Source organism: Flavobacterium sp. KACC 22763, from assembly GCF_028736155.1.
In the GTDB taxonomy this organism is placed as follows: domain Bacteria; phylum Bacteroidota; class Bacteroidia; order Flavobacteriales; family Flavobacteriaceae; genus Flavobacterium.
Genome location: NZ_CP117879.1, coordinates 3,285,705 through 3,304,905, shown reverse-complemented (window position 1 = coordinate 3,304,905; position 19,201 = coordinate 3,285,705). Strand labels below are relative to the sequence as shown.

Sequence of the window (19,201 nt, the reverse complement as noted above, 5' to 3'; positions counted from 1 at the left end):
TTTATAAAGTAAGAAAGTTTAAAGATTACTTTCTTTTGATTACTCTTTCTACAGCTTCGACAATCGCTTGATTGTTTAGTTTGTATTTTTCCATTAATTGCTCTGGAGTTCCGGATTCACCAAAACTATCTTTTACTGCTACAAATTCTTGTGGAGTTGGATTGTTTAAAGCTAATACTCCAGAAACACTTTCTCCAAGACCTCCAAGGTAGTTGTGCTCTTCAGCAGTAACTACACATCTTGTTTTAGCAACCGATTTAAGGATAGCTTCTTCGTCAAGAGGTTTGATGGTGTGGATGTTAATTACTTCAGCAGAAATTCCTTTTTCTTCTAATTTTTCAGCAGCAATAAGAGCTTCCCAAACTAAGTGTCCAGTTGCAATAATAGTTACATCAGTTCCTTCGTTTAATAGAATTGCTTTTCCAATTACGAATGGCTCGTCAGCAGGAGTAAAGTTTGCTACCACTGGACGTCCGAAACGTAAGTAAGCAGGACCATGGTGGTCTGCTAATGCGATAGTTGCAGCTTTAGTCTGGTTGTAATCGCAAGTGTTGATTACAGTCATTCCTGGCAACATTTTCATTAATCCGATATCTTCTAAGATTTGGTGAGTTGCACCGTCTTCTCCTAAAGTTAAACCAGCGTGAGAAGCACAGATTTTTACATTTTTATCTGAATAAGCAACAGATTGACGAATTTGATCGTAAACTCTTCCTGTAGAAAAGTTAGCAAAAGTTCCAGTAAAAGGAATTTTTCCTCCAATTGTTAAACCTGCTGCGATTCCGATCATGTTTGCTTCAGCAATTCCGATTTGGAAAAAACGCTCTGGATGATTTTTTTTGAAATCATCAAATTTTAATGATCCAATTAAGTCAGCACATAATGCTACAACATTTTCGTTTTTTTGACCTAGTTCAGTCATTCCCGCTCCAAAACCAGAACGAGTATCTTTACTTCCTGTATTTTCGTATTTTTTCATTTTATTTCTTTTGAGGTACTAAGCTTCTAAGTGACTAAGTTTCTAAGCTGAAAACTTGTCTGCTGAGACTGAGTACTTTTTAATAGTCCGCTAAAGTTGAGATGTTTTGAGCTAAAGCACTAGCCAATTGATCATTGTTTGGAGCTTTACCATGCCAAGCATGAGTGTGCATCATGAAGTCTACACCATTACCCATTTCTGTGTGTAATAAGATGCAAACTGGTTTTCCTTTTCCTGTTCTTGATTTAGCATCAGTCAATCCAGCGATGATAGCATCGATGCTGTTTCCTTCTTTAATTTCTAAAACATCCCAGTCAAAAGCTTCAAACTTAGCGCGAAGACTTCCCATTGGTAAAACTTCATCTGTTGTTCCGTCAATTTGTTTACCGTTAAGGTCAATTGTAGCAATAATGTTGTCTACTTTTTTTGCAGAAGCATACATGATAGCTTCCCAGTTTTGACCTTCTTGTAGTTCTCCGTCTCCGTGCAAACTATATACGATATGATTGTCTTTGTTTAATTTTTTAGCTTGAGCAGCTCCCAAAGCTACAGATAAACCTTGTCCTAATGAACCAGACGCAATGCGAACTCCAGGTAAACCTTCGTGAGTTGTTGGGTGTCCTTGTAAACGAGAATCTAATAATCTGAATGTAGCTAATTCTGAAACTGGAAAGTAACCACTACGTGCTAGAACGCTATAAAAGACAGGAGAAATGTGTCCGTTTGAAAGGAAAAATAAATCTTCTCCAATTCCGTCCATATCAAAACCTTCTTTGCGGTCCATTATATTTTGATATAATGTTACCAAAAATTCAGTACAACCTAATGAACCACCTGGGTGTCCAGAGTTTACAGCATGTACCATTCTAAGAATATCTCTTCTTACTTGGATCGTTAAATCGCTTAATTGTTGTGTGTTAGGCTTCATTTTATATGTAAAAGTTAAACTGGAGCAAAAGTAATCGTTATTTTGCGGGGAGACAAATGATTTTTTGCTTTAGTTTTATAGCAATTGTTAAATTTTACTGTTTTTTTTACATTATGAAATAAAATATCGTGAGGGTTTTGTTTTTGATTTTTTATAAATGCATTTTTCTCATTTTTGAATAAGGCAGAAAAAAAGCCCTGCATTTTGGCAAGACTTTTATGTGTGGAATTAAGAATAGAAAGTTTTTTACTCGGTATCTCCTTCGCTATAGTAATTATTTTCTTCATCTTCTGAGCCTATTTCCTCTTGATCATCGTCTAGCTCAGCACCTGGAATGTCTAAATCATTTCCAATTTTGTCGCTGTTTTGTTTCCACTCATTATTATTTTGAATAATGGTTTTGTCAGTAGAAATGTTTTCTGGGTCAATATCATCTAACTTATCTTCACGATTGTAAATGTCTTCATTTGATGGATAATTTAGATTTTCCAGATTTCTTTCTATTTCATTTTCTTTTGAGGTGTTTTTATCTTCTGAGTTTATCATAATGCCAGTATTAAATATTATTAAACAGATTTTTTCTATTATAAAGTTATGAAATCTATGCTTTCAATGCTTATATTTTTAAAATCAGTATGTTATAAATTTTCAGAAAAAGAAATTATCTTATTCTCTACTTGACAAATTCTCTACTTGCCCAATTTGTTTCCAGGTAATTAACTGAATATTATTCTCCTTTAGTTTTGTTTTGCATTCATCACTTATAAAAAAATCAAAGTCTATTTGACGCCATTCTGAGCCAAAATTAGGATGATTTATTGTGATGCCTTGCATTTCAAAATCATCAAAGGCAGGATGAAGCAGGAAAACATTTAATCCAGAAACTGCACTATCTAAAGCTCTTGCATAAGATTTTTTAAGTTCTCCTTTTTCAAAGTCAGTATAGTATCCAATTAAAAGGTTATCGGTCAAAAGCGCATCATCAAAATTATATTTTTCATCAGATAAAGAAATTGATTCTACAAAGTCTTTATTGATAAAAACAGGTAAATTGTATGTTTTTCCTAGCTCTTTATAGATTTCTAAAATTTCAGGAGTGACGCCAACACTACACATGTGCGAATCGAGATGCGTTGGCTCAATGCCAAACTTCAAAGCTTTTTCTATTTGTGCAGTAAGTTCTTTTTTAATTTCAGAGGGTTTTGCATTGTTTTTGAAATCCTGTCTGTTTTTATAAAAATAGCCATTCTGATCCACTAAACTTGAGACTTCAGAAACTGGAAGGATGGGGCCAAATTTATAATTTTCCCATTCACAGGTTAGAGTCAAATGAATGCCGCAATCATAATTCGGATTGTTTTTTGCGAAAGTTGCCATTTCAAAAAACCATGGACAAGGTACCATTATGCTATAAGAATTAACAGATCCGTTTTGGAGAGACTGTTTAGTTGCCTGGTTTTCGGAATGGGATAATCCCGCATCATCGGCGTGAATGATTAATAATTTGGTGTTTTCAGGATATCCGAGTTTTTGTGCTAAGTTCATCTGATTTTTTATTGTTGTGAATTTGCTGTGTGAGCACTTCGACTTCGCTCAGTCAGACAGCACTACATTTCATTTTCAATAGATTTTATTCAAATTTAAAAATTTATCAAGTTTAGGTTTTATATTGTTTTTGAATTAACTCAATTTTATAATTCACAATTTTTCTAATTAATTAAATTTCCCTGAAATTAGCTTATCTTTGCCGACTGAAAAAAGAAAGAAATGAAGTTCGATTTATTACAAAAAGATCCGCAGTCTAAAGCAAGAGCGGGAAGTATAACTACTGATCACGGCGTAATTGAAACGCCAATTTTTATGCCGGTTGGAACGGTTGCTTCTGTAAAAGGAGTGCATCAGCGCGAATTGAAAGAAGAAATAAATCCGGATATTATTCTTGGAAATACATACCATTTATATTTGCGTCCGCAAACCGAGATTTTGGAAAAAGCGGGTGGATTGCATAAATTCATGAACTGGGATCGTAATATTTTGACAGATTCTGGTGGATATCAGGTGTATTCTCTTTCTTCAAATAGAAAAATAAAGGAAGAAGGGGTTAAGTTTAAATCGCATATTGATGGTTCGTACCACTTTTTTACACCAGAAAATGTAATGGAAATTCAGCGTACCATTGGAGCTGATATTATTATGGCATTTGATGAATGTACGCCTTATCCTTGTGATTACCGTTATGCACAGCGTTCTATGCATATGACACATCGTTGGTTGGACAGATGTATCAATCATTTGGAAAAAGTGCCTTATAAATACGGATACGAACAAACATTTTTCCCGATTGTTCAAGGAAGTACCTACAAAGATTTGCGTCGCCAGTCGGCTGAATATATTGCAAATGCTGGTCAGCAAGGAAATGCAATTGGAGGACTTTCTGTTGGTGAACCTGCTGAAGAAATGTACGCTATGACTGAAGTAGTTTGCGAAATTCTTCCAGAAGATAAACCTCGTTATTTAATGGGCGTTGGAACTCCGATTAATATTTTAGAAAATATCGCGTTAGGAATTGATATGTTCGATTGCGTTATGCCAACTCGTAATGCAAGAAATGGAATGTTGTTTACAGCAAACGGAACTATCAATATCAAGAATAAAAAGTGGGAAGCTGATTTTTCTCCAATTGATGAAATGGGACATACTTTTGTTGATACAGAATATACAAAAGCATATTTACGACACTTGTTTGCGGCCAATGAATATTTAGGAAAACAAATTGCTACCATTCATAATCTTGGTTTCTATATGTGGTTGGTTCGTGAAGCTAGAAAACATATCTTAGCAGGCGATTTTAGACCATGGAAAGAAATGATGGTTAAGAATATGAGCCAAAGACTTTAAAAAGTTTTAAGTTTCAGGTTTCAAGTTTCAGGTTCTGGTAAGAATCGAATCTAACAAACTTGAAACCTGAAACAAGAAAAACTTGAAACAAAAAATCTATGTTAACAATAATAGATAAATACATCTTAAAAAGATATCTGGGAACTTTTTCTGTCATGCTGCTTTTGTTTGCACCGATCGGAATTGTGATTGATGTTTCTGAAAAGGTGAATAAAATGCTTGAAAACAAGATTCCTTTTGGAGATATTGCTTTCTATTATTACAACTTTACAATCTATTTTATTAATTCGCTGTTCCCGATATTTTTGTTTTTATCGGTAATATGGTTTACATCAAAACTGGCCAATAATACTGAAATTATTGCCATTTTGAGTTCTGGAATTTCATTTACTCGTTTCTTGCGTCCTTATATTATAGGTGCAACAATTGTTTCAATTTTTGTGTTGCTTATGGGATTTTTTATTGTTCCTGCGGCGAGCGAAGGGTATAATAATTTTAGGTATACTTATTTGAAAGGAAATGGAAAAGAGCTCATGCGAGGTGAAAACACTAATGTTTACAGACAAATTAACGATCATGATTTTATTTTTGTAAACAGCTTTAATGAAGAATCAAAAACGGCTTTCAATTTTTCTTTAGAACATTTTGAAAATGAAAAATTGACTTATAAAATCACTGCAAGTCGTATAAAATGGGATCCTAAAAAGAAGATTTACGTTTTGTACGATTATACTAAAAGAACAGTAGGAGAATTAAATGATGTAATTGAAAAATTTCCCGAAAGAAATGTAGCTTTTAAATTTGAATTGGCAGATTTAACGCCAGTAGTTTATATTGCAGAAACTCTTACTCTTGGTAAATTAATTGATTTTATTGAAAAAGAAAGAAAAAGAGGTTCAGGAAATATTAATACCTATTTGGTTGTTCTTTATAAAAAATATAGTATTCCAGTTTCAGCATTTATTTTGACCATTATTGCGGTTTCGGTTTCTTCTATGAAACGTCGTGGCGGAATGGGAATGAACCTTGCCATCGGAATTGCAATTGCGTTTTCATTTGTATTCTTTGATAAAATCTTTGGTACACTAGCTGAAAAATCTACCTTCTCACCTTTATTAGCTGTCTGGTTCCCAAATATTGTTTTCGGAATACTAGCAGTTTACTTATTACGTAATGCGAAACGATAATTTAAAAAGTTATTTAAATCTTCACTTAATTGTTTTTATCTGGGGTTTTACAGCCATTTTGGGCGCTTTAATTACAATTGATGCCGAAAATTTGGTTTGGTACAGAATGTTGATTGCCATGATATTTCTCGGCGGATTTATTGCTTATAAAAAGCAGTCTTTTCAGGTTCCGATAAAAGAATTTTTTAAATTGATTTTTGTCGGATTATTGATTGCACTTCATTGGATTTTCTTTTTTAGGGCAATCCATGTTTCCAACGTTTCTATTACACTTTCTATATTTTCTTTAGGAGCATTTTTTGCTTCTTTATTAGAACCATTATTTTATGGAAGAAAAGTACTTTGGTATGAAGTTCTTTTCGGGCTTGTAATAATTGCCGGTTTAGGATTGATTCTTCAGGTTGAAATAAAATACCTCGAGGGTGTTTATTATGCTTTGGCAGCGATCATTTTAGGAGTATTATTTACTTTAATGAATGGAAAGTTAATATCAGATCATGAACCCTCAGTTATTACATTTTATGAATTTGGGGCGGGAGTTTTCTTTATTACAGTTTATTTTTTATTTCAAGGAAAATTTACAGCAGATTTCTTCCAAATGTCTTTAAATAATTGGGTTTTATTATTGGTTTTAGCTTCAATCTGTACGGCTTATGCGTTTACAGCTTCGGTTAAAGTAATGCAGAGATTGACGCCTTATACTGTAATGTTAACCACTAATTTAGAGCCAGTTTACGGAATAGTTTTGGCTTATTTTATATTAGGAGGAAAAGAAAAAATGAGTGTTGAGTTTTACATCGGAGCTGTTATAATAATCATAACAGTTATTCTAAACGGTGTATTCAAGCATTATCAGAACAAGAAAGAAAACTTGTAATAGTTTCCTTATTATTAAAATGCATTTTTATACTTTAAATAACAATTAACTTCGCCAATGATATAATATTTTTATATTTGCGGTTCGATTTACAAACAAAATTCAAAAATCCATGGAATATTTAGATTTTGAGCTTCCAATTAAAGAACTTGAAGAACAGTTAGAAAAGTGCGTTATTATTGGAAAAGAATCTGACGTTGACGTAACGCCGACGTGCAAGGAAATCAACAAAAAATTAGTAGAGACTAAAAAAGAAATATATAAAAACCTTACGGCTTGGCAGAGAGTACAATTGTCAAGACATCCAAATAGACCTTATACTTTAGACTACATTAGAGCAATCTGTGGAGATACTTTCTTAGAGCTTCATGGAGATAGAGGTTTTAAAGATGATAAAGCAATGGTTGGTGGTCTTGGTAAAATAAACGGACAATCGTTTATGATTATCGGTCAGCAAAAAGGTTTTAATACAAAAACACGTCAATACCGTAATTTCGGTATGGCTAATCCAGAAGGATACCGTAAAGCTTTGCGTTTGATGAAAATGGCAGAGAAATTCGGAATTCCAGTTCTTACTTTGGTAGATACTCCAGGTGCGTATCCAGGACTTGAAGCTGAAGAAAGAGGACAAGGAGAAGCTATTGCTAGAAATATTTTCGAAATGGTTCGTCTGCAGGTGCCAATCATTACCGTTATTATTGGTGAAGGTGCTTCAGGTGGAGCTTTAGGAATTGGTGTTGGTGATAAAGTATATATGTTAGAGAATACTTGGTATTCTGTAATTTCTCCAGAATCTTGCTCTTCTATTTTATGGAAAAGCTGGGAGTATAAAGAGCGTGCAGCAGAAGCTTTAAAACTGACTTCTTCTGACATGAAAAAACAAAAACTTGTTGATGATGTGATTCCAGAACCACTAGGAGGAGCGCATTATGATAGAGAAACTACTTTTAAAACAGTAGCGGAATATATTACAAAAGGATATAACGAATTGAAAGACTTATCAACAGCCGATTTAATTGCCCAAAGAATGGACAAATACAGTAATATGGGCGAGTTTAAAGAGTAAATTCATAAAATAGAATTAAAAATCCGAAGCCCTGCGGTTTCGGATTTTTTTTTGGTTATGAACAAATCAAGATTATTTATAAACAATTATTAGTTATAACTCGATAGCAGATTTTTTTTAAATTTTGCTACTTTCGCTATATGGAAAATTTCAAAAATGTAAACCCTGTCAAGGTCGACAAAACCACAATTATTAATCTAGAAAAAGGTAAGCTTCCTCCGCAAGTAATCGACTTAGAAGAGGCAGTTCTTGGTGCGATGATGATTGATAAGAAAGGGGTAGATGATGTAATTGATATTTTACAGCCAGATGCTTTTTATAAAGATGCACACAAACATATTTTTGAAGCAATTTTACAGCTTTTTACAGAAACTCAGCCGATAGATTTGCTGACTGTTTCTACACAGTTAAAGAAAAATGGAAAGCTAGATTTAGCCGGGGGAGATTTCTATCTAATCCAGCTTACGCAAAAAATTGCATCTTCGGCACACATCGAATTCCACTCGCGTATTATTCTTCAAAAATTTATTCAAAGAAGTTTGATTCGAATTTCATCTGAAATTATTGAAGAATCTTATGACGAAACTACAGACGTTTTCGATTTGCTGGATAAAGCAGAATCTAAATTGTATGAAGTAACACAAGGAAACATCAAGCGTAGTTCTGAAACAGCTCAGAGTTTGGTTCTTCAAGCAAAGAAGCGTATTGAAGAAATTGCTGGTAAAGAAGGTTTGAGTGGTGTTGCAACTGGATTTGAGAAACTAGATGAAGTAACTTCTGGATGGCAACCTTCGGATTTGATTATTATTGCGGCTCGTCCTGGTATGGGTAAAACGGCTTTTGTCCTTTCGATGGCCAGAAACGTAAGTATTCAATTTGGGCATGCGGTTGCGATTTTCTCTCTGGAGATGGCATCGGTTCAGTTGATTACGAGGCTTATTTCTTCTGAAACTGGACTTTCTTCTGAGAAATTAAGAACTGGTAAACTAGAAAAGCACGAATGGGAACAGCTGAGTACTAAAGTGAAAAACTTAGAAAAAGCACCGTTGTTTATTGATGATACACCTTCGCTTTCGATATTTGATTTACGTGCAAAATGCCGTCGTTTGGCTTCTCAGCACGGAATTAAATTAATTATTATTGACTACTTGCAGTTAATGACTGCAGGAGGAAGCGGAAAAGGAGGAGGAAACCGTGAGCAAGAGATCTCTACAATTTCTCGAAACTTAAAGGCTTTGGCAAAAGAGTTGAACGTTCCGGTAATTGCACTTTCTCAGTTATCGCGTGCCGTTGAAACCCGTGGATCTAGTAAACGACCTTTACTTTCGGATCTTCGTGAATCTGGAGCGATTGAGCAGGATGCCGATATTGTATCGTTTATATACCGTCCGGAATATTATAAAATTGAAGAATGGGATGATGATGAAGCCTCTTCGACAACAGGTCAGGCGGAGTTTATTATAGCCAAGCACCGTAACGGTGGATTAGAAAATATTCGTCTGAAATTCTTAGGACATTTAGGTAAGTTCGATAACTTAGAAGAATTTACAGGAGGTTATGATGATTTACCATCTAAAATGAATCATGATGATAATCCTTTCCTAACAAAAAATTTACCATCTGCTAATGAAGCCTTCGGAAGTAATTTAAACGACGACGATGACGATAGCGATGTTCCATTCTAAAAAAAATCAAGAAACCTTATTTTTAAGGCTTTTTTTGTGTTTAAATGTTAATTTTCTAATTAAAATCAGTAGTTTAGCTGAACCAATTACAAACTATTAATTTTTTAAATTATTAACCAATAAACAAATTTTAAATTATGAGTGAAGAATTAAATTCAGAAAGTATTAGAATTTCTTTGTCTGAAGGTATTACATGGGCAGATAAGTATCGTAAAGATACTGGAATTGAAGAAGGTAAAAGAAAAAAAGTTGACGGTTTCTTAATTCCATTAGAAACTTTAAAATTAGTATTAGATCAGGATATTCAAGCTGTTCGTGCTTATAACGGAATCAATAATGATGGAGAGCAGACTTTAATATTTGTTGGCGCAAAATGGGATCCTGAAAAGAGAATTTATGTTGATGTTTTCAAAAACGACGGACTATTTACTGGTGGAGATGTTGTTTATGATGGTGCTCGCCCAGTTCCTCCTTATGGTGATCCAGACAGCCCATTAAACCCATAAAAATGTTTGACGTTTTTATATATATAAGCTATTTTATTTTAACGATAGACTTAATTCTATATACATATAGCTTTTTTCGAGAGAAAAAAGCTAATGTTTTTTTTGTATGTTACCTTGCATTCTCTTTTTTAATGCAGTTTTCGATGGAGACTTTCTATCATTTAAGAATGAATAATTTATTTCTGGTCAATATATTTATTATAGGACAAATGATACTCTTAGGTTTATTCTACAATTCTATTTTTAGTTTAAAAAGCCAAAAGAAATTTGTCTTGATTAGTATTCTTGTTGCGCTATTAATACTTGCAGTTCAATTTATAATGGATTGGAATCAGTTTTTACGTTTCAATTTGTTTGAAATAACTTTGACGTCTTTGTTAGTTGTAATTTTCGCATTAATTCATTTCTACAATATGCTTACAGAAAGCAAAGAATATTATTTCATCAGTATTGCTGTTGTGTTTTACTTACTCACGAGTACAGTGTTGTTTTTAATAGGCAATTTGACTCATAACTTAAGTAAAGAATTTAAATTTTTAAGCTGGGAGTTAAACTCTATTTTGCTAATTATGTATTATGGATTTATTTTATATGATTGGAAAAAGAATTTGTCAAGAAGCTCAGCTAACTAGTATTATTTTATAAATATGAGTGTACATGCATTGCCAGAAAAAGAGATAGTCGCAATTATTTTATACATCTCTATGTTTCTTATGATTCTAGCTGTAGTTTTAATTATTTTCTTCTATTTTTCTAGGCAAAAAATAATCCAAAAGGAATTAGAAAAAGTAGATTTAATACTTCGGTATCAAAAAGAACAATTGCATGCAATTATTTTTACTCAGGAAGAAGAGCGCAAAAGAATTGCGCAAGATCTTCATGATGATATTAGTTCTAAATTAAATATTGTTTCATTAAACAGCCATTTGCTTACTGCACCAAATCTTACAGAGACCGAAACTGCAGAAATAACAGAGAATATAATTAATCTAACTACAAAAGCTTTAGAAAATTCTAGAAAGATTGCCCATAATTTATTGCCTCCTGTTTTTGAAAAATTTGGTTTAAGTGCGGGTATCGAAGAACTATGTGAAGAGTTTGAAAGTAGCAAATCGGTAAAAACGCATTATAAAAACGAAATTGATTTTGATGAAAAAGACATAGATAGGCATTTGCATGTTTTCAGGATCCTGCAGGAGCTTATGAGTAATTCAATTCGTCATGGAAAAGCAACAGAAATATGGATTTCGTTTGCTAATATAAACGGAGTAAATATTTGTGATTATAAAGATAATGGTGTTGGTTTTGATAGTTCAAATGCAGAAAATCAGAAAGGTTTAGGAATGAAGAATATTGATAGCCGTATATCATTTTTGGAAGGAACAATAGAAATTGCCTCTGAAATTAATAATGGTATTGTTGTAAATTTCACTTTTTAGGTAGAATTATGTTTTTTATTAAGGTTTTTAGTCAATAAAATAAGGTATTTAGACTTTTTCTAAATCATATTTTGTAATTTCGACAAACCAAATTAAACGACCAAAAACTAATAAGATGAATGCTGCTATAAAAATTGCCCTAGTCGACGATGAAATTTTGTTTCGAAAAGGAATTTCTTTTTTACTACAGAGAGAAGAAAATATAGATGTGATTTTTGAAGCCTCAAACGGCGATGAGCTTATTTCACAATTAAACGAAAGAGAGACAAAGCCAGATATAATAATAATGGATTTAAAGATGCCGGTCTTAAACGGAGTCGAAGCCACTAAAATTATTAAAAAACTGTTTCCAGATATTAAGATTATTGCATTGACTAGTTATGACACCAAATCTTTTATTGCAAATATGATTCAAGTTGGGGCAGTAGCTTACTTAATAAAAAATACTACTCCAAAAGATTTAATTCATACAATAAACGAAGTTGCAAAAAAAGGCTTCTACTACAACGAAAATGTCTTAAAAACAATTCAAGAAACAATAGTTTCGCCTAAAAATACAAGAGGTGGTTTAGAAACTAATTTTCTTTCTCCTCGTGAAATCGAAATTCTGCAATTAATTTGCCAGCAGAAAACCACTGCAGAGATTGCAGAGCATCTTTTTTTAAGTCCTAGAACTATTGAAGGACATAGAAATAATTTATTGCTTAAAACAGAATCGCGTAATATTGCAGGTTTGGTTGTTTATGCTATACAGAATGAATTGGCAGTCTTAACAATTTAAAAAATTATGCTGTCAAAAACTGAATTGACAACACATAATATAATATGATTGTTATTACAAGAACACCTAAACCTATTTTCTGAATCATATTTAAACCCTTTTGTTGGTTGTTACTTTCATTAAACTTCATAGTGGCTAATTTTTACAGCGATTAGTTTTGTGAACCTGGGATAGCAAATTTAGAGAGAATATTCTATCAAAAAACAGGTATTTTTACCTGTTTTTTTATTGTTGAAAATCTCCTTTTTTTTCGCACTATTCTTATTTAACATTCTATTATATCAGAAAAAGATGGGATGCGTTCTTTTTTGTTGCAGCCTTTTATATCTTTACTAAAATAATTTTCTGATGAATAAGAGTTTACTCTACATTTTTATACTATTAGCAACACTTAATGCTAGAGCTTCGTTTATCTTACTTCCGATGGACGAAACAACGCAGCAAAATCATTTAAAAGCGTACGGAATTACTTATTGGTGTTTGAGTAGGGATTATAAAGCAAGCTGGCTTTTAAATTACCGCGGAGGTTCTTTTTTACTTCCTGATGCTGATGAAATTAGAAAAGAATGTAAAATAAGAGGAGTTAGTTTTGAAGTAATTTCAGATAGCGAACAAGCTTCTATTTTAAATGAAATATCGAGTCCTTCTCAGAATATGGAATCAGTGATTCTAGAAAAAGCTCCTAAAATAGCTGTTTATACTCCAAAAGGAAAACAACCTTGGGATGATGCTGTGACTTTGGTTTTAACTTATGCCGAAATTCCGTTTACGCCAATTTATGATGAAGAAGTTTTAAGTGACCAACTATTAATGTATGATTGGCTGCATTTACATCATGAAGATTTTACGGGACAATACGGAAAATTTTACGCAGCTTACAAAAATACGCCTTGGTACATTGATCAAAAAAAAGATGCAGAAGCCTTGGCCGCAAAACTAGGATATGCTAAAGTATCCCAAGAAAAAGGAGCAGTGGCAAAGAAAATTAGAGACTTTGTAATTGGAGGAGGTTTTATGTTTGCTATGTGTTCTGCTACAGATAGTTTTGATATTGCGCTTGCTGCTGATGGTGTGGATATTTGCGAAACCATGTTTGATGGAGACCCAAGTGAATCTAATTATCAGTCAAAATTAAATTACAATAATTCTTTTGCCTTCAAAAATTTCACTCTTGAAAGAAGACCTGAAGTTTATGAGTTTTCAGATATCGATATGACAACGAAAAGACGAATATTGATGGAGAAAGATTATTTTACGTTAATGGAATTTTCGGCAAAATGGGATCCAATTCCGAGTATGTTATGTCAAAATCACACCCAATTGGTAAAAGGTTTTATGGGGCAGACAACCTCATTTGATACTTCACTAATAAAATCTAATATCTTGATCATGGGAACATGCGAATTGAATGGTGAGTCAAGATATATTCATGGAGAAAAAGGCAAAGGGATGTTTACTTTTTTTGGCGGACATGACCCAGAAGATTTTCAGCATCAGGTTGGAGATCCGCCAACGGTTTTAGATTTGCATCCTAATTCGCCAGGATATAGATTGATTTTGAATAATGTTTTATTTCCGGCTGCTAGAAAGAAAAAGCTTAAAACTTAAATTAGTTTAAAGAAAATTCAAACCAAATCGGGATATGGTCGGATACTTTTCTTGCGTTCTGAAGTGAATCAAAATCTTCGTAAAATTTGATAATTCCCGAATTGATGACTTTTAAATTGGATATCTTATAAAAGATATTGTCAAATTCAGATGCTAGACAGATATTGTTTTTGCATTTATGTTTGAGCGTTGTCTTTTGATTTTTTAATATAGAGGAATATCCCATCTTTTTTAACGGGTTAAAAACAGAATGTTTTTCGGGGCAATTAAAATCTCCTAAAAAAACAAGATTTAAATCTGGGTATTGGTTTGGCAGAAACTTGAAGTATTTGATTTCAGTTTCTGGTTGCTTTTTTTGTGTTATGGCGTGAAAATTAACTAGTGTGATTGTCTTTTTATTAATCTCAAAAGTTGCAAAGTAAGGTTCTCTATCAATTTCTGAGTTGAATTTTTTCTCCAGCCATGGTTTGTTTTTTAATTTGGCTTTATGGGTTTTCCAAATATATGCATAGCGTTCCGTTTTGTAACTGCTGCTAGAGGTGGGGTCACTTATTTTGTAATCCCATTTACTTCCTTTTTCATTAAGTAATGATGCCAATTTTGCAACAGTTTGAGCGCCTCCGTTTCCAGCAACAACTTCTTGAATTGCAATGATATCGTAATTGGAAATTGTTTTGGCAATATAATTTAGATGTGCATCTGATTTTGATTTTCCAAAATTTTCAATATTCCAAGATAAAACTTTGGTTTGTGCAAAAGATAAAAATGTAAAGAATAATAAGACGAGGCAGAGATTTTTTTTCATGTAAGAATGTAATGGAATAAGATGTAAATTTTCTTTTCCAGCAATAATCAAGCCCTTCTTAAAATTAATTAATGTTTTTTATATCGGTTTTTTAGAGCAGTTCCGATAATTATAATTTGCAATACTAATAATGCTGGAATAAAGATTAATTTCCAATCAATTTCTAGCCAGCCTGTTTTTTCAGAAACAAAGGCAAAACTAATTGATAAAAAAAGACAAAGTAACATTGTTTTCATAATAATTTTATTTTGAGTAGTATTAATTTTGGAGAATATAATACTCGCTTTACTTTTTGGTTCCATGGTTAGTTACTAGATTATCACAAATTTAGCGTTATCAAAAGTGTAATCCTTACGGAAACCCGTAAAGCGCTATAAAAATTACACTAAGCCAAAATCTTTTGCAATAGCAATTAAATGGACATTATTGTTAGCTTTAAAGTAAATTTTCAATTTATTGATTCTTTTTTCTATACTGCTTGTTCCGTTAGGTGTAATAGATAAATCTTTAAACTCTTTTGAAATACTTTCTAAAATGTATCCTTGCGATAGAAGTTTTAAGATTGAAATGTCGTACGATTCGATTTCGATTAAGGCTTTGTCGTTAAAATTAAAAGACAAATCAGAAGAAAGTATTTTTTCTCCATTATTGAATGTACTTTCAATAGCATTTCTTAACTCCGTAATACTATTTCGTCCTTTAGAAACGTAAGCATTGATACCCAATTCGTTAAAAAGAGTTTTAATTCTATAGCTCTTGTCTTCTATAGAAAAAACAATCTTTTTTAAATTTGGCTGTACTTTGTTTATAGCTTCAATAAGTTCATCACCGCTATTTAGGTTTACTTTTCTATGGTCCGACTTAAATGACAAATCAGTAATCAATAGATCATAAGGTTCTTTGTCAGCCAACGCTTTCTTTATTTTAAGTAGACCTTCATCACAATATTTTACGTGATGAATTACTGGAACTTGTAACTCTTCAAGTACTTGAACTACTGCAATGCTGATGCTGTCTAGATCTTCGGCAACTAAAACTTTTTTAAACATATATTGGGTTATATAGGGAATTTGAAACTTATTTTAAAACCACTTTCTGAATTTGCATCAAAATTAAATGTTCCTTTTATTGTTTCAATACGGTTTTCCACATTTTGTAGTCTTTTTTCTAAAATACTATTTTCTGAAGCAACTTTATTGCTGTTGTCAGTATAGGAAATGACTAGGTTTTTATCTATTTCTTTTACAATAATGCTCACTAAACTAGAGCTATTAGATTTTTTCATATTGAATAATAATTCTTGTAAAATTCGATAGAGTATTATTTTTTTATTTTTATCAATTTTACTCCAAAGTGTTGAGTCAAATCCATTTAAAATGATATTTACATCTTTAGTTTTGTATTCTGAAATCATTTCCTTTAAAGCAGCTAAGTATCCATCGTCTGTCGTGACTTTGCTGTTTTCTCTCGATATGTTGCGAGTTTTTGAGTAAATATTATTTAGACTATCTAGTAGTTTTTCTTTATTTTCTTTATTTTCTAGATAGTTATCCTGTACAAATAATAATGTCTCATATATATTTGAGTTAAGCTCACTATGCAATTTCTGAGATATTCTCATTTCGCTTTTAAATATGATATCGTTTTTTTCTCGTTTACCTTTAGTAGTAATATAAAATATTAAAAAAAGTATAATGAATAAGCTTAAAGAAATTACGACATAAGAAATGTAGCTTCTGTTTTTTTGTCTTTGCAATTGTAATTCTTTTTCTGCTTTTTGATTTTTGAGTTCAAAGTTTTCGTTTTTATCTTTCTTTGAGTCGTATATTAAGTCAGCAAATTGATTTTTTTCCATTTTTCTGCTTAAATAGAGACTATCATTTTTTCTAGTATAAATTTTCCAGAGTTTTTTTGAGTTTTCAGCTTTGTCCACCTCAATTAGATCTGCTAATCTGTCGATCTCATTTCCAGCTGATTTTGCTCTTTTTGCAGCATAATATGATTTCTCTGCATAAAGTTTTTTTAGTTCAGGATTGTTGTATTTTGAGTAATAAAGATAAAAACCAAAATAATTGGCAATTAGTTCAAAATCATTATTATATGGAATAGTTAATTCCAAACTTTCGTTAAGACACTTTAAAGCTTGTTCTTTATGATTTCCGAGGCCTATGTAGGATAGAGCTAAATTATATAATATAGCCGAACGCACAAGATTTGTATTTGAAGGCGTGATTTTATCTGCAATTTTACACTTAGATATTGGCTCTAATATATCTTTCGCTTCTTGATATTTTTCTTGTTGAACATATACAAATGCAATTTCAGATAATATTCGCGCTTTTCTAAATGTGGATATTGCTTTTTTTAATGCTTTTTTATGATAGTAAAGTGCCATTTCGGTATCATAAGTATAAAAATAGTTGTAAGCCATAAATGTGTAAGCATTAATGGCATACTTTTTATCTGATGTTTTTTCTAAATAAGGAAATGCTTTTATAAGTGTAGCTTCTGCTTCGTAAAAATTGCCATATCGTTGCAAGATTTCGACTATGTAGTTTAATGAACCAACATATTCATCTGGATAATCTTCTTTCGGATCGCATAGCAATTGTGTTTTGTTGAAATAAAAATAGGCACTGTCATATTTAGCAACATTAAAAAAAGCATGGGCTTTTTCTAATGTTTTTTTTATTTTAATTGAACGATCAGCTTTAAGGTGATTTTTTTGTTGTTTTTCTGTTTTAGAAAACTGTACGGAAAAAAGAGTTGCTAAAATCAAACAAATGATTAGCAAGCAAGAAAGAATAATTTTTTTTTGAAAAAAGCGGGAGAAGTTCTTGATCATTATACAGGAAATTTAATTAAAACCTTGAAACCTTTTCCTAAATCTGAATGAATTTCGATCTCGCCTTTGATAGCTCGAATTCGATTCTCAATATTATGTAAGCCATTTTTGTGAACCATTTTGTTTGAATCGATTCCTTTTCCGTTGTCGGTATAATTAATTAAAATAATATTGTTTCTTTTTTTAAAAGTTATGGCAACCAAAGTAGCGTCACTATGTTTTTTCATGTTCACCAATAATTCTTGGATGGTTCTGTAAACAGATACTTTTTTAATTTCATCCAGTTGATTCAATGAAATTTCGTCTAACCCATTTATTAAGAGGTTTATTGTAGATGTATTAAATCCAGAAATCATCTCTTTAAGTGAAATTGTAAAATTTTGATCGCATAAAATCGGATTGTTTTCCTTAGATATATTGCTTGTTCGAGAATAAATATCATCTAGCTTTTTCAATAAATGGCTTCTGTTTTCTTCAGCAGAGAGATTTCTGTTCTCTGCAAAAGCTAACGTATGATAAATGTCATTAGCTAATTCATCATGCAGTTTTTTTGAAATTCTAGTTTCGCTTTGATAAGTTGCTTCAATTTTTTGGCGATTGGTTCGTGCCGTTAAATAGAAATAAACAATCACAATTAGACATGATGCCAATATGATTATGATATATGAAATAATATTTCTGCTTTCCTGTTTTTCTAATTGAAGTTCGTTTTTTATTTTTTGAGCCTTTAGTTTTAAGTTTTCCTCTTTCTCTATTTTAGAATCATATTTCATTTTTGCAAATTGATTTCTTGCTTTTTGTCTCATTATATAAATGCTATCATTCACTTTAATATAAAGAAGAGACTTTTCTTTTGTCTCAATAGCCGAATTAGTATTATCGATAATAAATTTTAAAGCAAGTAAGCGATCATTGGTATTGCCAGATAATGTGTAATTTTTATAGCTTAATTTGGCATACATCATCGATAAAGCCTTATTGTTATTATAATATTCAGCTAGATTATAATATGTTTTGCCTAAACCGTCTTCATGCTTTGCTTCAGAGTTGATTTGTATGCTCTTTTGGAAAAAGGACAGGGCTTTTGTATTTCTGAGTTTGAAATAACAAATACCAATATAATCGAGTATTTTGGAATAATATATTGGGTTTTGCTGTACAATTTTTTCTTTGCTTATTGATAAGAAAATTTGCAAGGCTTTATTGTATTTACCTTGTTTAAGGTAAATTGCGGCAATATTGTTTTTTGCTTCGAGTATATTAATTCTGTCAACTTTCAAAGCAAATGCTTTGGTGTAATAATAAATAGCTTTTGGATAATCATATGTATAATAATAATTTCGTCCTAAAACACTATAGATATTCCATACATGATTTGGGTTATTTATTTTATCTAAATAAGGAATTGCTTCTGTTGCAGTAATAATGCTTCCAATAAAATCTTCATGGTCTTGTTGAATCTCAGCCATGTAATACATGCAATAAACATAGTTTTTAGTGTCTTTGTTTGGGTTGCATTTTGTTCTCGCTTTATTGTAAAAATAAAATGCACTATCTAGCTGTTTATTTTTGTAGAATGAATCAGCGGCATTTATTG

18 protein-coding genes are annotated in these 19,201 nt (G+C 31.8%); 9 read left to right on the top strand and 9 right to left on the bottom strand.

The window, feature by feature from the left end; all coding sequences use genetic code 11:
* Positions 1–25 precede the first annotated feature (25 nt).
* From PQ463_RS13425 to PQ463_RS13410, 4 genes are all read right to left on the bottom strand, one after another.
* A complete protein-coding gene (locus PQ463_RS13425) occupies positions 26–979 on the bottom strand; it encodes a transketolase family protein (RefSeq protein WP_177212309.1) in 954 nt (317 codons plus the stop codon).
* Positions 980–1,058: 79 nt separating this feature from the next.
* Positions 1,059–1,907 (bottom strand): transketolase, encoded by an 849-nt coding sequence (locus tag PQ463_RS13420; RefSeq protein ID WP_111424623.1) that lies wholly within the window; start codon positions 1,905–1,907, stop codon positions 1,059–1,061.
* Positions 1,908–2,153: 246 nt separating this feature from the next.
* Positions 2,154–2,453, bottom strand: coding sequence for a hypothetical protein (locus PQ463_RS13415; RefSeq protein WP_274254145.1), 300 nt, complete (start codon positions 2,451–2,453; stop codon positions 2,154–2,156).
* A 120-nt stretch (positions 2,454–2,573) separates the two neighbouring features.
* Positions 2,574–3,452 carry a polysaccharide deacetylase family protein gene (locus PQ463_RS13410; RefSeq protein WP_274254144.1) on the bottom strand — a complete coding sequence of 293 codons (879 nt, stop codon included), beginning with the start codon at positions 3,450–3,452 and terminating at the stop codon, positions 2,574–2,576.
* Positions 3,453–3,674: 222 nt separating this feature from the next.
* Between PQ463_RS13410 and tgt the strand changes: the two genes are divergently transcribed.
* From tgt to PQ463_RS13365, 9 genes are all read left to right on the top strand, one after another.
* Positions 3,675–4,805, top strand: coding sequence for a tRNA guanosine(34) transglycosylase Tgt (gene tgt, locus PQ463_RS13405; RefSeq protein WP_109190358.1), 1,131 nt, complete (start codon positions 3,675–3,677; stop codon positions 4,803–4,805).
* Between the two features lie 98 nt (positions 4,806–4,903).
* Positions 4,904–5,992, top strand: coding sequence for an LptF/LptG family permease (locus tag PQ463_RS13400; RefSeq protein WP_111424626.1), 1,089 nt, complete (start codon positions 4,904–4,906; stop codon positions 5,990–5,992).
* Positions 5,979–6,869: a DMT family transporter gene (locus tag PQ463_RS13395; protein ID WP_111424627.1), complete on the top strand. Its 891-nt coding sequence runs from the start codon at positions 5,979–5,981 to the stop codon at positions 6,867–6,869. Before PQ463_RS13400 ends, PQ463_RS13395 begins: the two co-directional genes overlap by 14 nt.
* Before the next feature lie 112 nt (positions 6,870–6,981).
* Entirely contained in the window at positions 6,982–7,935 is a 954-nt protein-coding gene (locus PQ463_RS13390; protein WP_111424628.1) for an acetyl-CoA carboxylase carboxyltransferase subunit alpha, read from the top strand.
* Between the two features lie 140 nt (positions 7,936–8,075).
* Complete coding sequence (dnaB, locus tag PQ463_RS13385) at positions 8,076–9,620, top strand: replicative DNA helicase (RefSeq protein WP_111424629.1); 1,545 nt, start codon at positions 8,076–8,078, stop codon at positions 9,618–9,620.
* Positions 9,621–9,757: 137 nt separating this feature from the next.
* Positions 9,758–10,126, top strand: a complete 369-nt coding sequence (locus PQ463_RS13380; protein ID WP_111424630.1) for a hypothetical protein — start codon at positions 9,758–9,760, stop codon at positions 10,124–10,126.
* Between the two features lie 647 nt (positions 10,127–10,773).
* Positions 10,774–11,565: a sensor histidine kinase gene (locus tag PQ463_RS13375; RefSeq protein WP_274254143.1), complete on the top strand. Its 792-nt coding sequence runs from the start codon at positions 10,774–10,776 to the stop codon at positions 11,563–11,565.
* 115 nt (positions 11,566–11,680) lie between these two features.
* Positions 11,681–12,346 (top strand): response regulator transcription factor, encoded by a 666-nt coding sequence (locus PQ463_RS13370; RefSeq protein WP_111363839.1) that lies wholly within the window; start codon positions 11,681–11,683, stop codon positions 12,344–12,346.
* 348 nt (positions 12,347–12,694) lie between these two features.
* Positions 12,695–13,954 (top strand): asparagine synthetase B, encoded by a 1,260-nt coding sequence (locus tag PQ463_RS13365; protein WP_274254142.1) that lies wholly within the window; start codon positions 12,695–12,697, stop codon positions 13,952–13,954.
* Between the two features lies 1 nt (position 13,955).
* On the opposite strand, the gene PQ463_RS13360 is transcribed toward PQ463_RS13365, so the two are convergent.
* From PQ463_RS13360 to PQ463_RS13340, 5 genes are all read right to left on the bottom strand, one after another.
* The gene (locus PQ463_RS13360) at positions 13,956–14,759 is read right to left on the bottom strand and encodes an endonuclease/exonuclease/phosphatase family protein (RefSeq protein WP_274254141.1); all 804 of its coding nucleotides are present in this window, start codon (positions 14,757–14,759) and stop codon (positions 13,956–13,958) included.
* Between the two features lie 68 nt (positions 14,760–14,827).
* On the bottom strand, positions 14,828–14,995 hold the full coding sequence (locus tag PQ463_RS13355) for a hypothetical protein (protein WP_157957700.1): 168 nt from the start codon (positions 14,993–14,995) through the stop codon (positions 14,828–14,830).
* A 144-nt stretch (positions 14,996–15,139) separates the two neighbouring features.
* Positions 15,140–15,808: a response regulator gene (locus PQ463_RS13350; RefSeq protein WP_274254140.1), complete on the bottom strand. Its 669-nt coding sequence runs from the start codon at positions 15,806–15,808 to the stop codon at positions 15,140–15,142.
* Between the two features lie 8 nt (positions 15,809–15,816).
* Complete coding sequence (locus PQ463_RS13345) at positions 15,817–17,604, bottom strand: ATP-binding protein (RefSeq protein ID WP_274254139.1); 1,788 nt, start codon at positions 17,602–17,604, stop codon at positions 15,817–15,819.
* A complete protein-coding gene (locus tag PQ463_RS13340; RefSeq protein WP_274254138.1) occupies positions 17,604–19,082 on the bottom strand; it encodes a tetratricopeptide repeat-containing sensor histidine kinase in 1,479 nt (492 codons plus the stop codon). The genes PQ463_RS13345 and PQ463_RS13340 overlap by 1 nt, the downstream gene beginning before the upstream one ends.
* Positions 19,083–19,201 lie beyond the last annotated feature (119 nt).

Excerpts from the sequence above, each read along its gene's own strand:
- PQ463_RS13425 (WP_177212309.1), bottom strand. The coding sequence starts at position 979 with ATGAAAAAATACGAAAATACAGGAAGTAAAGATACTCGTTCTGGTTTT.
- PQ463_RS13420 (WP_111424623.1), bottom strand. The coding sequence starts at position 1,907 with ATGAAGCCTAACACACAACAATTAAGCGATTTAACGATCCAAGTAAGA.
- PQ463_RS13415 (WP_274254145.1), bottom strand. The coding sequence starts at position 2,453 with ATGATAAACTCAGAAGATAAAAACACCTCAAAAGAAAATGAAATAGAA.
- PQ463_RS13410 (WP_274254144.1), bottom strand. The coding sequence starts at position 3,452 with ATGAACTTAGCACAAAAACTCGGATATCCTGAAAACACCAAATTATTA.
- tgt (WP_109190358.1), top strand. The coding sequence starts at position 3,675 with ATGAAGTTCGATTTATTACAAAAAGATCCGCAGTCTAAAGCAAGAGCG.
- PQ463_RS13400 (WP_111424626.1), top strand. The coding sequence starts at position 4,904 with ATGTTAACAATAATAGATAAATACATCTTAAAAAGATATCTGGGAACT.
- PQ463_RS13395 (WP_111424627.1), top strand. The coding sequence starts at position 5,979 with ATGCGAAACGATAATTTAAAAAGTTATTTAAATCTTCACTTAATTGTT.
- PQ463_RS13390 (WP_111424628.1), top strand. The coding sequence starts at position 6,982 with ATGGAATATTTAGATTTTGAGCTTCCAATTAAAGAACTTGAAGAACAG.
- dnaB (WP_111424629.1), top strand. The coding sequence starts at position 8,076 with ATGGAAAATTTCAAAAATGTAAACCCTGTCAAGGTCGACAAAACCACA.
- PQ463_RS13380 (WP_111424630.1), top strand. The coding sequence starts at position 9,758 with ATGAGTGAAGAATTAAATTCAGAAAGTATTAGAATTTCTTTGTCTGAA.
- PQ463_RS13375 (WP_274254143.1), top strand. The coding sequence starts at position 10,774 with ATGAGTGTACATGCATTGCCAGAAAAAGAGATAGTCGCAATTATTTTA.
- PQ463_RS13370 (WP_111363839.1), top strand. The coding sequence starts at position 11,681 with ATGAATGCTGCTATAAAAATTGCCCTAGTCGACGATGAAATTTTGTTT.
- PQ463_RS13365 (WP_274254142.1), top strand. The coding sequence starts at position 12,695 with ATGAATAAGAGTTTACTCTACATTTTTATACTATTAGCAACACTTAAT.
- PQ463_RS13360 (WP_274254141.1), bottom strand. The coding sequence starts at position 14,759 with ATGAAAAAAAATCTCTGCCTCGTCTTATTATTCTTTACATTTTTATCT.
- PQ463_RS13355 (WP_157957700.1), bottom strand. The coding sequence starts at position 14,995 with ATGAAAACAATGTTACTTTGTCTTTTTTTATCAATTAGTTTTGCCTTT.
- PQ463_RS13350 (WP_274254140.1), bottom strand. The coding sequence starts at position 15,808 with ATGTTTAAAAAAGTTTTAGTTGCCGAAGATCTAGACAGCATCAGCATT.
- PQ463_RS13345 (WP_274254139.1), bottom strand. The coding sequence starts at position 17,604 with ATGATCAAGAACTTCTCCCGCTTTTTTCAAAAAAAAATTATTCTTTCT.
- PQ463_RS13340 (WP_274254138.1), bottom strand. The coding sequence starts at position 19,082 with ATGTATTACATGGCTGAGATTCAACAAGACCATGAAGATTTTATTGGA.